Annotated in this window: 14 protein-coding genes; 8 read left to right on the forward strand and 6 right to left on the reverse strand. The window is 65.7% G+C overall.

What is annotated here, in order from left to right; translation table 11 throughout:
- The first annotated feature begins 184 nt into the window (after window positions 1-184).
- Together AC16DP_RS31470 and AC16DP_RS31475 are read left to right on the forward strand one after the other, a co-directional pair.
- On the forward strand, window positions 185-643 hold the full coding sequence (locus AC16DP_RS31470; RefSeq protein WP_329732829.1) for a hypothetical protein: 459 nt from the start codon (window positions 185-187) through the stop codon (window positions 641-643).
- Window positions 640-981 carry a hypothetical protein gene (locus AC16DP_RS31475; protein WP_329732830.1) on the forward strand — a complete coding sequence of 114 codons (342 nt, stop codon included), beginning with the start codon at window positions 640-642 and terminating at the stop codon, window positions 979-981. The genes AC16DP_RS31470 and AC16DP_RS31475 overlap by 4 nt, the downstream gene beginning before the upstream one ends.
- A 181-nt stretch (window positions 982-1,162) precedes the next feature.
- On the opposite strand, the gene AC16DP_RS31480 is transcribed toward AC16DP_RS31475, so the two are convergent.
- Together AC16DP_RS31480 and AC16DP_RS31485 are read right to left on the reverse strand one after the other, a co-directional pair.
- The gene (locus tag AC16DP_RS31480; RefSeq protein WP_329732831.1) at window positions 1,163-2,317 is read right to left on the reverse strand and encodes an XRE family transcriptional regulator; all 1,155 of its coding nucleotides are present in this window, start codon (window positions 2,315-2,317) and stop codon (window positions 1,163-1,165) included.
- Window positions 2,301-2,963 (reverse strand): hypothetical protein, encoded by a 663-nt coding sequence (locus AC16DP_RS31485; RefSeq protein ID WP_329732832.1) that lies wholly within the window; start codon window positions 2,961-2,963, stop codon window positions 2,301-2,303. Before AC16DP_RS31485 ends, AC16DP_RS31480 begins: the two co-directional genes overlap by 17 nt.
- A gap of 620 nt (window positions 2,964-3,583) precedes the next feature.
- Here AC16DP_RS31485 and sitA5 point away from each other — a divergent pair.
- From sitA5 to AC16DP_RS31505, 4 genes are all read left to right on the forward strand, one after another.
- Entirely contained in the window at window positions 3,584-5,062 is a 1,479-nt protein-coding gene (gene sitA5 / locus AC16DP_RS31490) for a SitA5 family polymorphic toxin (protein ID WP_329732833.1), read from the forward strand.
- Window positions 5,063-5,084: 22 nt separating this feature from the next.
- Window positions 5,085-5,522 carry an SMI1/KNR4 family protein gene (locus tag AC16DP_RS31495; RefSeq protein ID WP_329732834.1) on the forward strand — a complete coding sequence of 146 codons (438 nt, stop codon included), beginning with the start codon at window positions 5,085-5,087 and terminating at the stop codon, window positions 5,520-5,522.
- A 55-nt stretch (window positions 5,523-5,577) separates the two neighbouring features.
- On the forward strand, window positions 5,578-6,381 hold the full coding sequence (locus AC16DP_RS31500; RefSeq protein WP_329732835.1) for a hypothetical protein: 804 nt from the start codon (window positions 5,578-5,580) through the stop codon (window positions 6,379-6,381).
- Between the two features lie 176 nt (window positions 6,382-6,557).
- Window positions 6,558-7,502 (forward strand): hypothetical protein, encoded by a 945-nt coding sequence (locus tag AC16DP_RS31505; protein ID WP_329732836.1) that lies wholly within the window; start codon window positions 6,558-6,560, stop codon window positions 7,500-7,502.
- Window positions 7,503-7,625: 123 nt separating this feature from the next.
- Here the strand turns inward: AC16DP_RS31505 and AC16DP_RS31510 are convergent, their stop codons facing one another.
- Window positions 7,626-8,435 (reverse strand): hypothetical protein, encoded by an 810-nt coding sequence (locus tag AC16DP_RS31510; protein WP_329732837.1) that lies wholly within the window; start codon window positions 8,433-8,435, stop codon window positions 7,626-7,628.
- A gap of 157 nt (window positions 8,436-8,592) precedes the next feature.
- On the opposite strand from AC16DP_RS31510, the gene AC16DP_RS31515 reads away from it, so the two are divergent.
- The gene (locus tag AC16DP_RS31515) at window positions 8,593-8,781 is read left to right on the forward strand and encodes a hypothetical protein (RefSeq protein WP_329732838.1); all 189 of its coding nucleotides are present in this window, start codon (window positions 8,593-8,595) and stop codon (window positions 8,779-8,781) included.
- Window positions 8,782-8,868: 87 nt separating this feature from the next.
- Here the strand turns inward: AC16DP_RS31515 and AC16DP_RS31520 are convergent, their stop codons facing one another.
- The 3 genes from AC16DP_RS31520 to AC16DP_RS31530 form a co-directional block, all read right to left on the reverse strand.
- Entirely contained in the window at window positions 8,869-9,636 is a 768-nt protein-coding gene (locus tag AC16DP_RS31520; protein ID WP_329732839.1) for a hypothetical protein, read from the reverse strand.
- A gap of 800 nt (window positions 9,637-10,436) precedes the next feature.
- On the reverse strand, window positions 10,437-11,027 hold the full coding sequence (locus tag AC16DP_RS31525) for a hypothetical protein (protein ID WP_329732840.1): 591 nt from the start codon (window positions 11,025-11,027) through the stop codon (window positions 10,437-10,439).
- A gap of 11 nt (window positions 11,028-11,038) precedes the next feature.
- Window positions 11,039-12,709: a hypothetical protein gene (locus tag AC16DP_RS31530; RefSeq protein ID WP_329732841.1), complete on the reverse strand. Its 1,671-nt coding sequence runs from the start codon at window positions 12,707-12,709 to the stop codon at window positions 11,039-11,041.
- 360 nt (window positions 12,710-13,069) lie between these two features.
- On the opposite strand from AC16DP_RS31530, the gene AC16DP_RS31535 reads away from it, so the two are divergent.
- Window positions 13,070-13,237 carry a hypothetical protein gene (locus AC16DP_RS31535; RefSeq protein ID WP_329732842.1) on the forward strand — a complete coding sequence of 56 codons (168 nt, stop codon included), beginning with the start codon at window positions 13,070-13,072 and terminating at the stop codon, window positions 13,235-13,237.
- Window positions 13,238-13,600 lie beyond the last annotated feature (363 nt).

Below are 13,600 nucleotides of genomic sequence, written 5' to 3' on the forward strand. Positions count from 1 at the left end.
GGCGGGCTTGCTGCCCGCCGTGTCCCGGTGGGGTAGCGCGAGGGCAGCAGCCCCCGGCCATTCTGTGAGATCTGGGCGGTAGGACGCTCCAGATGCACCGTGTAGCTCCCGTAAGGAGGGGCCGACGCGGTGCAAACACGCGAGAAGGAAGCCGGGCGGGCGAGCAGGCCCGCGAGGAGCACGCGTGGACGAGGAGAATAAGTCCGAGACGAGCGGGGCGGAAGTGGATCAGGTGGGGCCCTACCAGCTCCACGAGCAGATGGCGCAGGACGAGCACAGCCGGGGCGAACTCTACCGGGCCATGCACGAGACGAGCGGGGCGACAGCCCTGGTGCTCAGGTCCTCCCCGGAAGAGGGCGCGGAGCCGCTGCCGGACTGGCGGGGGCGGTGCATCTCCTCGGGCTCACCGGGTTACGTCGCCCTGGAGGTGGAGGATTTCGCCTTGGCCGTGGCTCCCGACAAGTACTCCGCGGAAGCGCTGGTGTGCCTGTTCGAGGAGGTGCGTGACACCATGAAGCGCATGGCCCGGGCCCTCCCGGACGCTGACGAGCTTCGCCTCGGGTTGCGGCTCGAGCTGGCACTGGCTGGCGCCCCGCCGCGGTGGGCGCCCTGGTCTTCGCGCTGCTCCGCCCGGCTCCCGTGAGCCCACCGCCAGACAGCGCGGACCCCCTGGTGCGCGCCGCGCCAGCACCCATGGGCCAGGAGGTGCCGACGGACACGGTGCTACCCCTCACGGGCCACTCGCTCCGGAGCGCCACGGATGGGGGGCCATCGCCCATCGCCCACCCGTTTCCGCGCAAGCCCTACAAAGGGCAGAAGCGCCCTCCCTGCACGCCTCGTATCGAGGTGGAGATCATGGGCGCCTGCTGGGTGCCTCATGATCTCAAGGCCCCATGCCCGGAGGAACTCTACGAGTACCAGGGCAAGTGCTACATGGCGGCCATGCTGCCCCCGCCGGAGCCCCGCTCGATCGAGCAGTGAGTGGCCACGGGGAGCACCCAGCAGGCGTGGTGCTGAACCTGGCGCAGCCGCTGTCAACACGCCCCAATTCCCTGCCTCTCTCTTCAAGAGAGGGCTGCCAGGGCAGGGGGGGCCCAGGGGTTGCACCGTGTACCGGCGCGGCACGCGGCCTTGCTGGCCCTCCCATGGAGCGGTGCACGCACTACCCAGTAGGGCGAGTGCGGCTGAAGGGGATGACGCGACCACTGGCCTCTGGTGCCTCTGGCTTCTGCGACATCGGGTCGATACCAATGATCCGGTTGAACGTCTCCGGCAGCCAGCCGAGCTCCTTCGCAATGAACAGAGGTGTAGCCCCAGTTCGTTGCTCTATGTGCTTGAGGGAGTTCTGGAGCAGCTCAGGCGGTTCATCTTCCGGCTCGTCTGGTTCGCCCTTGTGCCAGCGCCTGTACATGTAGTGCTTCCAGGCGCGTCGGTACTCAATCGCGTCAATGCGCCCCAAGTCATAGGCACGCCGCACGATGGCAGCTGCGCTGGCTTTCCACCGCCGCTTCATTGCGAAGACAGTCTCCCAGTTCAGCTTCGTCTGGTGCGGAAACTCACGCAAGAAGCCTGTGCGCGGCAGGAGGAATGCGCTTGCGAAGAAGTCCGCATCCTTCTCCTGTTCCGGGTCCCCAGAGCGGAGCCCCACATGCAAAATGAGGTGACCGAACTCATGCGCTATGTCCCACCGAGCACGCGAGGTGCTGCTCTTGTCGGTGTTGAGGACAACGACGGGATGCGTACCCATGCGCGAGAAGGCATCAACGCTCAGCGCGTCACTTTCCTCAGTCGAGGCCCCAAAGCGCGTGACAACCACGCCCCGGCTCTCCAACAGCCGAACCATGCTCGTAATGGGACGGTCTAGCCCCAGGCCTATCGTGCGGCGGCTGTTCTCCGCCACCTGTTCAACGGCCTCCTTTCCGGTCGCGCGTTCGCTCGGAATAGAAATTGTCGGGAACTTCAGACGCGCAGCCTTCAGGTGCACCGCCACCTGTCGCACGTACATCCCGAACACGGTGCCATGTGCCAGCACCCGGGTCTTCAGCGAAACGGGCATCCTCTCGCTTCGAAATTGGCAGTCCTCCTCTCGAAACTCCTCCTTGATGGGGACGAAGAAGTACCGAGGCGAGAACCCGAGCGCCTGTCCGAGCGCCTTGACGAGCAGTTCGTCAGGCTTACGTAGCTCGGTCTCGAAGTGGTGGATGGAGGAGTGCGACACATCCACCATCTGAGCCAGGTCGGCCAGCGTCATCCCGCGGAAGTTGCGTGCGATCCGCAGGTTGCTCCCAATGAAGGCCGCTTCATTCGTCGCGGTCATCGTCCACTGTGCCGCCTTCGGCGGCCTCCGTGCCAGTCTCCTCCGCTGCCGGAATCTCTTCGGGCTGCGGCGGCGCGAACTCTACTCCTTCTGGGCGGTGGTCGGTCAGGACCGTGAGTCCTGCCGCAGCCTGGCGGAATGGAATCTCGAACGCGTTCCGATAAGAACCAGTACTGTCCACCTCCTCGATCGTGATGCTCATCACTTCGGCGGTGATGGGGTTCACGTCAACCGCGAAGCGCCACGCCCAGTCGATGTCCGCCCGAGTGACCGTGTTCAGGTCGAACAACTCCAGATTGGCCCGCTGCTCCTTGGTGGAGCGCTTGCGGGCGCTTCGCGACGGGGTCTCCGGGTCTCCGTTGAAGAACCGAAACGGGACACCGCCGATGGAGGCGACGAACTGCATGGAGTCGTCGACGATCCCGAGCCATGGGTAAGCACCGGACTTGTGCGCCTCTTCCAGCTCGTGCACGACACGCGAGTACTCGGTAGACCCCGGAACCCACCTGCCGAAGCGCAGGTCGCCCTTCTCCGGCTGAATATGGCGGGCCACCTCTTCGTGAACGCGATTGATGATGCGCGCGACGTCGAGCAGACGGTCCAGCGTCAGCTCGGGGTAGATCTCCCACGGCAGCTTGGCTCTCATACAAGGGGATAGTGGATCGCCATTTAGAATTCCGCAATATTTTTTATACAGGTCGGCAAGTTTTATACGTGTCGTCGAGATTTATACCGATCCCTGTTTGCGTGTCGCGCGGAGCCTTCGACACCCTTTCGGGCGCGCTCGACGGCCCCACCACTTCGGAGTGCATCGCGCCGGGTGAGCCCGTGCCGGAGACGGTGTCGAGACGGTGTCAAAGGACTCGAAACGAGGGAGGCGAGCGAGAACGAGAGCTGGAGTGGACGGGTGAACCCACCGGCCGCCGAGTCTTTCCGGGGGGGGGGCGGTTGCCCCGAGGGGTGCATCGCCGTCGCGGATAGTACGGAGGATGTCTCGGCCAGCTTTCCCCTCCTCTCTTTTCCGCCGCGTGTCGTGTCGGCTCGCGTCACTCGAATTCTCTGGCACTGCGGACGGCGGACGACACTGCGGACGGGCTTGTCCCAATCAAATGATGTGGACCAAGCTCCGCCCTCATGCCGACTGCGAGCAGGAGAGGGCGCAGGCCACCACCGAGCCAGGAGCGCACGAGCCGAGTCCCTCGAGGGTTTCGCCCGTGGGCAGTGACGCTGTTGCTGGCCTTGGCCGCATGCGCAACGGACGATGGAATGCGGTGGGAGCAGGAGCCCGCCAGAGCGGTGGCGGAGGAGTCCTGCGAGTCGGTGGCCGGGCCCGCGCGGGTGGTGCTCGAGGCGGAAGGCGGCCGACAGGTGGTGCTCCCCGTCCTGCCCCGGCGCGAGCCCGTGCGTTTCTCCCAGTCCGAGTTCGAGCACGCCATGCGACTGCTGGTGGCGCAGCTCCCCGGCCCGCCCCAGCCCCTCTTCCACCGGCCGGGCAAGACTCCGATGCTCTCCGGGGCCTGGCGAACCTCGCGCTCCTCGCAGCTCGCCTGGTCGAGTTCGTGCTCCCAGCACGAGGCCCCTTCGCGCTGCGTGACTCTCCGAGAGCCTGAACTGCACCTGGACGAGGACGAGCGGGCGGACATGGCGCTCATGTTCGCGTTCGAAAGCCTCTGGCCCGGCGTTCAGTCAGTCGTAGAGGCCTCGGTAGACCCCGAGCAATTGAAGATGGCTGTCTACACCTCGCTCTCCACCTACCTCGGCTTGTTGCTACTGCCCGAGCCGACCTCCAAGCTGATCGCGCTGGGGATGACGGTGACGCTGGTCGCGTACCTGGGAACGGATACGCTCTTCAACGTAGTAGAGGGCTACCGGCGGTTACAGGAGGCTGTCCGGAGCGCTCGCTCCCTGCTGGAGTTGAGGAGCATCGGAGAGCGCTACGGACGAGTGCTGGGCGTGCAGGTGGGGCGGGTGCTGGTGCTGGTGGCGACGGCGGCACTGGGGTGGACGGCGCACGGGATGATGAAGGGCCCGGGGCTGCCGGGCTCTGGCCGGGCAGCACAACTGCTCGAGGCGGAGACGGGGCTGGACTTGTTGGCGGTAGCCCGCCAGGTACAAGCCGTGGTGGTGGCCCGGCCCGCGGTGACGGTGACCCTGATGCCGACGGCCGCGTACATGGCGCAACAGGGCGTGAGCGGCAGCCAGGGCGTGGGCGCCTCGGACCCTGCTTCCTCCAACGGAGGCCCGGACCCGAAGCGCCACCGCATCGAGCATGTGGAGGAATGGCGCAAGCCCAGGCTCACCCCGGACGGCCGAGTGCTGCCCTACATGGGGACAAGGCAGCCGCCTCAACCCATTGCCATTCTCGGACGCAACCGCGCGGGCAAGACGGTGACGAACGGGAAGGAGACCGTCCGCTTCGACAAGCACGGCTTCGCCGAGTTCGAGACGAAGTTCGAGACGCTCATTGATGACGTCCACATCGGGAGCAGCAGCCACAGGATGCATTTCAAGGCGGCCAACCAACGACTGTATGAGGCGGTCAAGGCCGATCCCCGTCTGGCAAAAGAGCTGAATCTCTCTCCAGGAGAGATTCAGGCGTTACCGACGAGCGTTACTGCTCCAAGTGGTTATACATGGCATCACCACCAGGACGTAGGCAGGATGCAGCTCATTACGGATGGCGCACACCAGCTTGCGAGACCGCATACTGGAGGGATGTCCATCTGGGGAGGCGGATACCCGTAGATTTTCGGAGGGAGGAGTTCAAATGAGTGTTCACTGGAGACCGCACGTCCTGAAAGCGTCAGGTTCCGTCAGTCCACATGAATTGGAGCGGATCGAGTCCGCATGGGGAGTCAAACTTCCCGATGACTACAAGCGGGTTGCATCCATGTATCAGGGCATGGCCCCCGAGCCCAATGGGTTCAGGGTTGGGAGAGGCGACAATGCCTTGGGGGTGCTACTGACAGTCTCCGAGCATGAGGGGAGGGAGAGCTACTCCATCCTCAATTCATACGAAGTCATTCGCTCCCATGTCCCATCGGGCATCTTCCCCTTCGCCAGAACCCCTGGTGGAGAGGACCTGTGTTTCGACTACCGAGGCTCGCCCGAACAGCCTCGTATCGTCCTCGTCTCCGTCGAGGGCTCCGTCCACCCCGTCGCCAACAGCTTCCAGGATCTCATGGACGGGTTGTACGACGACTGAAACCAGCCCATGGACCAGCTGTGATGCCCACCTCGTTGTGGTAGGGCGCGAGGCCATGAACATGGAACACTCCCAGGTGCTCGAGTTTCCAGCGTGGCTCTATGGCACCAAAGCCGCAATCCTCCGCGAGGTGAGAGCCGAGGGGCACTGGTGGGCTCGGGAGTATCTCGAGACCGGTGCCTTTCCCCAGCCCCGGCAGATGCGACAGGTGTCACCCGGCGAAGTGCTGGTGATGCACCCGGTGGCTGACTTCGACACGGGCGACCCCTGCTGGCGGATGCACATGTTCATCGAGGTCTTCATGGGCTTGGATGAAGGCGTCCCGAAGGAGGAGCGCCCGCGCATGAGTGACGCCTTCGAGTCCTTCTGCTTGAGCACCCCTTGGGGGGCTCTCGACCATGCCGTGTCTCCACCCCCGCCGCAGAGCGCGGAGCGCATGGCGAACCGGCTCGCCGCCTTGCTCCGCTTCTGGGAGGTGCTCCAGGGCCTTCGCTACGCGTTCGGGTCGTTCGAGCAGAAGTACACGCTGGAAGAGCTCATGGATGACATCTACCGCGGGACCCTGGAGGCCTGGTGCCCCGGAGGCCCTGCTCCTGTTCGCGAGCACCTGGCGCTGACGGTGGAGCGCATGTCTCGCGCCACCCGGGAGGACTGCCTGGAGGCCGTGCTCCGGGTCATTCCTGGAATGGTCGAGGTGGATACCGATCTCAAACACCGCGAGGTGCTCGGCGACCCGGGCTTCTTGCGTGAGCGCCTTTCCGCACTTCCCCCGAAGAAGTTCGAGGATATCTCCAGCGCCTACAAATACGCGGTGTCCACGCAGTTGTCGGACTGGGACAGGGAGTTGGGGCGGCATTAGAGCGGTTGGCCAGGCCGAAACCTGAGCGCATCAGCGCTGGGGGCCTGACCTGGCGTGTCCTTCGCATTCCAGGAGGGCACCCGCCCGTGATTCTGCCTGGGCCACTCGTCTCCCGCGAGAAGCCCGCCGTGCCACGCCGCTGACGCCTGCCCCTGCCTGCGCGTAAGCTGATTCACATGTCCCTCCGTCACGCTCTCTCCTGCTTCTCGCGCGGGCTCGCCGTGGCCGGCGCGCTGCTCGCGCTGCCCTCCCTGGCCGACAGCGCCAGCCCCACGCTTCACGCGGTGACCGCGCGCAAGGGGAACAAGACGTTCAAGACCGATGCGCTCGTCATCTACTACGAAAACATGATCTCCGGCCGCGAGGTCCGCTCGGGCAAGCAGGTGCGGATGCCGATGCCCGCATTCACCCGGCTCGAGATCCACGGCGGCCGCTACACCTTCCAATTCCCTCCCGCGTGCAAGGACGGAAAGCCGCGCACGCTCGTCCTCGACAACGCGCGCTTCTCTCCCGGCATCTCCCTCCGGGAGCCTTCGCTCTGCGCACTCGCGCCCACCGAGGTGGTGCTCGGGCCCATGAGCGGCAAATCACCCGACTGCTCGATGTCCAAGGCGCTGCGCGCGAAGGTGGCGAAGATGGAGAAGGAGTGCGAACAGGAAGGCGGCTGCGGTGACTTCGAGCCGTGCAGCTTCGCCTACGAGAAGAACTACCGGCCCTGCGAGCAGCTCTTCTCCTCGGGGCCGCTCGAAGGCGAGTGGACGTCGCTCGACCGTCTGGAGGGACAGTACGACCCGGCGAATCGCGCCCAGACCGCCGCGGCCTGCCGGGCGGGAAACCGCGCGGCCTGCTCGGACCTCATCCCCGACCGCCCCAAGAAGATCCGCTGCCACGGCCGGTTCTCCAATGGCACCGGGTTCGGCACCTGGGTGGAGAGCGAGGCCGAGTGCATGCTCCACGGCTATCTCCAGGTCCTCGGTGCGCAATGCGAGGACGGAAAGCGCATCGACGGACAGGTCTTCTTCGCTCCGCAAGGCGCGGCGGAGAAGTGGCAGCCGGTCCTGACGCCTCCGCCCCAGGAGCTGCTGGAGTCCATCCCGGGAATGGGGGCGGACGGTTCGTAGGAGGCGAGGCTCTGGGGGACGAGGGGCCGCAGGAAGGGTGTCAGACGATTCGTAGGGGACAATGTGTCGGTACGAGTCCTTTGACACCTTTCCGGGACACCTTTCCGGGCTTCACGCGCCTGCTCAGGGGGCCACGAACAGGGTCCACTCGGTGCCGGTGCCGGTGGCGGCCGCGTTGACGCCCTGGGCCGCGTCGGTCCGGTTCAGGTAGTCCCCCTTCACCGACTTGAGCTTCACCTTGCCGCTGGCGAACTCGGGCGTCCACGCGTTGCCGGCGGCGCCGGTGGCCGCCGCGATGACGGCCGGGGCCGCGTCGGTCCGGTTCAGGTAGTCCCCCTTCCACGACTTGAGCTGGAACTTGCCGTCCGCGGCGCACTCGAGGGTCCACACATTGCCAATGCCGGTGCCCCACGTGGTGACGCTCGCAGCGGTGTCCGGACGGTGCAGGCCGTCCCCCTTCGACGACTTCAGATGCACCTTCTTGCCGCACGCGGCGAGCTCGACGGTCCACGTATTGCCAATGCCGGTGCCCCACGTGGTGACGCTCGCAGCGGTGTCCGGGCGGTGCAGGCCGTCCCCCTTCGACGACTTCAGCGTGAGCTTGCCGCCGGTGAAGACAGGCGTCCACACGGTGCCGGTGCCGGTGGCCGCCGCGTTGACGCCCTGGGTCGCGTCGGTCCGGTTCAGGTAGTCCCCCTTCGACGACTTTACCTTCACCTTGCCGTCCGTGGTGCACTCGAAGGTCCACGCGTTGCCGGCGGCGCCGGTGGCCGCCGCGATGACGGCCGGGGCCGCGTCGGTCCGGTTCAGGTAGTCCCCCTTCCACGACTTGAGCTGGAGCTCCAAGCCGCAATAGGGGAAGGGCGCCGGGGTGGTGGGGGTCTGGGCGAGCGTGTTGGCCAGCAGGACGGAAGCGATGGAAGCGAGCATCATGGTCAATTCCTCACAGCAAGGGTTGATATCCGACAAGGGTTTGGATTCAGGACCGCGCGGTCGTCTCATAGCAACCGGCAGGCCAGTCCCTTGGGGCCCACGTGTCAGAGGAGGGGCAGGGGGACGGAGAGGGGGCTCGAGGCCTTTGACACGCCAGTTGACGCGTCAGCGAGGCCGGCTGGCGTGTCGGCCCATCCAGCAACGCCAGTGCCTGGGTCCCCCCTGCCAACCACCCGACTGCTCGATGTCCAAGGCGCTGCGCGCGAAGGTCGCGAAGATGGAGAAGGAGTGCGAACTGGGCCGCCAGCAGCTGCCGTTGCGCGGAGTCGTACGGCTCGGCTGGTAGCGGAGAGGCGGCGGCACGGTGGTCGTGCCGGGTCGCGTCACTCGAATTCTCTGACACCCTTTCGGGGGGACACCCTTTCGGGCACATCTAGTAATACATCGGCGCGCACTTGTAGTTGGGGCTGGAAACGGTGTTCGACGTCACCCCGGTGCTGTCGGTCACCTTGAAATCGAGTCTCAAGACGTCATAGGCGCTCGCTGTGGCGGAGACAGCGCGGCAGGACATGTCTACGGTCCACATGTCCAGGTACGAGGGCCAGCTGTATTCCATCTGGTCGTAATAGGAATACACGGATGTCTTCCAGGAGGGCGTATAGGAGCCGGAGCCTCCGCTGCCCGTCCCGGTGCATCGCACCGTGGTCGTGGAGATACGGTCGCAGGAAACGGACGCGGTGGTGGGGCACGGCTCGGTGACCGTCCGGGTCACCGACTTGTAACTCTCCCGGCAGACCGTCTTGGTGCCATCGCTGGCGACCACCATGGGGTAGGCCCGCACCTCGAAGAGCCGCGGGCCGCAGGCCACGCCCGTGCGGCTGTAGGACCAGGTGCCGCTGGCGCCCAGGCGCTCGGTGCTGCTGGGCGTCTGCCCATCCACGGAGAACTCGAGCGACACGGCGTTGGCGAAGGTGGAGACCGCGTAGGTTCCCGCCCCGGCGAGCTCGCCTTGATACGTGCTGATTCCGTCGAGGGTCAGGCGGGTGACGCTCAAGCCGGAGCACATCGCCGCCTCCCGGGTGCCCAGGGGCTCCTCGGACGGGGCCCACCCGGACCCGGGGATATCACCCTCACCACAGGCGGCCAGCAGCAGTCCGGACAGGAGTCCAAGGGTGGAGCGGGCAGGGCGACGTTGCGGCATGGCCTTCCTCGTGAGCGATGGGGCGCTCCGGTGTGAGCGGAGTGGAATCCTTCCCAGTGTATATGAAAAATGGCAGGGAAGTCGTGTTTTCCTGTAACGGCCTGAGTCGCGGGGATTCCACCTCGGATACCCCCCAGCATCGCGAGTCGCCCGCCCGGGAGTGCCGTGCCGCGGGTGCCGGTGTGCCTCGAGCGCTTCCACGGCCGAGCCGGGGAGATCGACCGTGCGCTCGCGCTCGAGGAGCCCACGAGTCGTGACCACTGCGCTCCCGGGCAGCGCGCTATGTTCGCAAGCATAGGAAGGACAGGAGCCCTCTTGGGCGTAGCGGGCGGGAGCAGAGCGGGAGGTGAGGGACGCTGACGGGGAGCCCATGCTTCCTGGATCGCGCCTGGCACACGCTGGCCTTCGTACGCGAGGAGCCGGGGGCCGCGGAGGCCACGCTCGACGAGGAGACGCTGCGCCTGCTGCACAAGACGGTGAAGAAGGTGGGCAAGGACATCGAGGCGCTGCGGCTCAACACCGCGGTGAGCGCGCTACGGAGAAGAAGTTCGTCTACGTGCCGGGCCGCATCATCAACCTGGTGGTGGGCTGAGCGCGGGCTGGGGTGGGGGCTCCGAGCCCCCGCCTCCAAGGTGTCTGACTCCCCTCTCCCACTGGGCGAGGGCCAGGGTGAGGGTATCGAGGGTCCGTATTCGTTGGTCCCTGGAGGAATCGGCTCCGTGCTTCGTCGTGCGGCTCACGGAGTGGAAGTGATTCCCCTGGGCTGAGGCGGGCCCGGTGGCATGCGGTTTCCTCCTCCATCAGTTGGCGTCGATCAGCCGGCGGAGGTACGGCAGCGGGAGCTCCGTCGGCCCTCGGGCTGGAATCCTCACACCCCGGTCACCGGCGAACGGCTTCAGCACCCCGAGCATGAAGCTCATGCAGTCCTGTGCGCCCAGCGTGTAGCGCAAGATCGTCCTCCGCTGCTCAGTGAACGACGGAAGCCCGCCGCTCACCACATCCGCTGCCGCGGCGATGGCCTGGTCGTAGGCCGCCTTGCTGACGAGCAGAACCAGGCAGTGCTCCTGTGTGGCAGTGAAGAGTTCCTCTTCGATCGAGCCTTCCACGGAGGGGCGCAGGCCGAGGTACGTCAGCAGGACGGCGCCAGGCGGAGCATACGTCGTATGTCCAACCGCGAGGTACCGGCGGGCGCCCTTGCGTGGCTTCATGCTGTACCCGACGAACGCGTGCCCAGGCAGGTTCAGTGCCGCGCTCGGGCTCGGGCGCGCGCAGAAGGACAGCGAATACTCCGTCCCATCCGGTTCGGAAGCCTTCGTGAGAGCGAGTGTTTTGTGGGGGGCGGCGCTGACTGCGACGAGAGCAAGGATCGAGAATGTGCTGACGAATGCCATGGGCAGACTCCCTAGCGTGGTACGCCCTTCCCGAGCTTCACCCTCCGGGTCAGGGTCCTCCCATTCAGATCGACGAACACGACATCGACCTTGTCGCCCGGCTCGAACTCCGCGAGCATGGCCTCGAGGTCCGAGACCGAGCCGATCGGCCGGCCTCCGAGCTTCCACATGATCTCCCCCTGCAGGACCCCGGCCCTGGCGAGCGGACTGCCCTGCTCGATGCACGTGAGCAGGATGGAGCCGACGATGGGGCCGCCCCGGAAGCCACAGACTCCCAGCCGGGCGGGGGAACTGCGTGCATCTTCCGGCTTCAACATCAGGGTGATCGCGCGCTGCACCGAACGCTTCGACACATCCGTCCAGACCTTGGATTCGCTCGTCGAGATGCGCTCGTGCGCAACGCGGAAGAAGTCGCCGGAGATCCGGGTCGATGAATCCTGGAAACGGACACCTTTCGCGAGGAAAGTGGCGTAATCGCCCCTGTTGAGCGCCGCCGCGGCCCCCACGGCATCCACTTCCGCGAGTGTCACGCCCTGCTGGAGTGCGTTGGCATACTGCAGATGGGCATTCGCGAGATCGACCTTGCCGGCGTTCTTGGCTTCGTCCGCCGCCGCGAGGTGGGCCGCAATCGTCTGCTCCTTCGAGAGGGTGGGAAAGAACGTCGCTTCGAATCGCGCCACTTGTGCGTCGTCCGCGTCGTTCATCACGATCATCGTTCGAGCCTGGGTCCCGCTGCTCACCTCCCGCGACAGACTCTGCTCCATCGATTGCTTCACCTTCGTGCGGCGGGAGCCGATATGGAAGATCTGCATGCCGGATGACTTGCTGCTGGTCATCACCCGTTGGCTCTCCTGGATGTAACTGTCCAAGATGGACTCGACCTCGAACGAGGCATCGATGCTGCCCACCTGTGCGTCGCGGAATCGATAGCTGACCTGGACCTCGAAGTTTCCGTCGGCGACGCGCTGCACGACCTCCTCGGAGGGCTGCTTCACGGCCAGCACCGGGAGCGAGCCGGAGAGCGCCACGGAGCCCGGGATGAACCGCTGCGAGACGACGTCTCCGTCAATGAGCAGCGCCACCACGAGCTCGTTGAGCCCCGTGGTCTCGGCCCGGTATGACCGCCACCGCGCCAGATTGGCTTCCTGCTTGCTCAGAAGCCTGGTGTACGCGCCGCAGTCTTCCCCGACCGCCTGCATGAGCATGGGCATGCTGTTCAGCCAGGGATGCATCAACGGATTGCCTGCGGCGTCCCGGCTCGGCCCGGGCAAGTACGCGGGTTGTGGCTCGCCGCCCGTCTGCACGGCGATGCCAATGCCCTGCGGCTCGGTCGGCAGCGAGCCGGAGTAACGCAGAGGAATGTTGATGGACTTGATGGAGGCCGCAGGAGCATCACCGGGAGTCACCTGCCTCCCCCCGCTCGAGAAGAATTGAATCTTCTCGCGGACCACCGACACCTCGGGCAGCAGGAAGACACGCGGATTCGTCCCGGGCCCGCCGGGCTCATAGAACCCCGCCGAGTGATAGAGGCGGTAATCACCGTTGGCATCGAGGTCGTAGTAGTTGTCGACGGTGAAGAAGATCGTGTTGGCGGTCAGCGCGGGCCCTTGCGCCCCACTCGAGGATGGAGCAACGGAACTCAGCAGTGCGGCCAGAGCGGCCAGCGACATGGATTTGTGCATGATGGACGGCCCCAGGAGCGAACAGGGACTACGAATCCCTGGCTAGCATTTGCCGTGCCTGTACATGGGAGAGCAGCGCGCTCGAATCCCCTGGACTCCCTGGCGCAAGTCTTGCGCCTCACACCGGGAAGAGCGCAAAACGCACACGCGCGCGCCCCGGCATGCCTCCAGCAGCCCACCTCGATGCGTGGAGGGTCGCACAGGAAGTCGGCCAGCACCTGGGGGCCTTTGCCACTCCAGTCGGGGGTATAATGGATGGAGGTATCCGCGATTGATGCGCCGAACCGATGGAGCCCCGCCCCGTTTCCAGGCCGCTCCAGGGCATTGCCCGGGGACGCCCGGGCACCGAGAGTCCGCGGCATGAAACTGCGTCCCATTGCCGAAGTTGGTGCCGAGCTGGGCCTTTCTCCAGAGGATGTGCTGCCGTGGGGGCGGGATCGCGCCAAGGTGTCGCTGGAGGCACTCGGCCGCCGCTCGCACCAGGGGCGGCTGGTGCTAGTGGAGTGTCCGACAAGTTTTTCAACATAGTCCATCGTCCTGGAGCGAAGCATGGTGCGGCCTCCGGGCACGAGTTCGAGCAACTGGTCCGATGGTCGGACCAGTTCGAGCGACGCGCGGCCGGAAGGTGCTTCCAGGGTCGGATTCTGGCTTGAGCGCGGATGGTCTTCGGTGTCGTCTCCGCGAGGTGGACCGGCTCTCGGGGGAGCATTCTCCCAATGGTGCGAGCCTCTCTCGAATATGTTGAAGAACTTGTCGGACACTCCACTAGTACTACAGTTGGACTTCCAAAACAGATTGAGAACCGTCGCGCTGGCCGGGGGCAATAGAGGAACCGCACCTTGAGGCAGGCAGACCTCGTCATTCATAGGAGTAACGGCGTCGCCCCTGGCT

Source organism: Archangium sp., assembly GCF_057119385.1.

Coding starts and splice junctions, on each gene's coding strand:
- AC16DP_RS31510 (WP_329732837.1), bottom strand. CDS start 8,435: ATGATGCTCGCTTCCATCGCTTCCGTCCTGCTGGCCAACACGCTCGCC.
- sitA5 (WP_329732833.1), top strand. CDS start 3,584: ATGCGGTGGGAGCAGGAGCCCGCCAGAGCGGTGGCGGAGGAGTCCTGC.
- AC16DP_RS31525 (WP_329732840.1), bottom strand. CDS start 11,027: ATGGCATTCGTCAGCACATTCTCGATCCTTGCTCTCGTCGCAGTCAGC.
- AC16DP_RS31535 (WP_329732842.1), top strand. CDS start 13,070: ATGAAACTGCGTCCCATTGCCGAAGTTGGTGCCGAGCTGGGCCTTTCT.
- AC16DP_RS31495 (WP_329732834.1), top strand. CDS start 5,085: ATGAGTGTTCACTGGAGACCGCACGTCCTGAAAGCGTCAGGTTCCGTC.
- AC16DP_RS31530 (WP_329732841.1), bottom strand. CDS start 12,709: ATGCACAAATCCATGTCGCTGGCCGCTCTGGCCGCACTGCTGAGTTCC.
- AC16DP_RS31520 (WP_329732839.1), bottom strand. CDS start 9,636: ATGCCGCAACGTCGCCCTGCCCGCTCCACCCTTGGACTCCTGTCCGGA.
- AC16DP_RS31480 (WP_329732831.1), bottom strand. CDS start 2,317: ATGACCGCGACGAATGAAGCGGCCTTCATTGGGAGCAACCTGCGGATC.
- AC16DP_RS31485 (WP_329732832.1), bottom strand. CDS start 2,963: ATGAGAGCCAAGCTGCCGTGGGAGATCTACCCCGAGCTGACGCTGGAC.
- AC16DP_RS31505 (WP_329732836.1), top strand. CDS start 6,558: ATGTCCCTCCGTCACGCTCTCTCCTGCTTCTCGCGCGGGCTCGCCGTG.
- AC16DP_RS31500 (WP_329732835.1), top strand. CDS start 5,578: ATGAACATGGAACACTCCCAGGTGCTCGAGTTTCCAGCGTGGCTCTAT.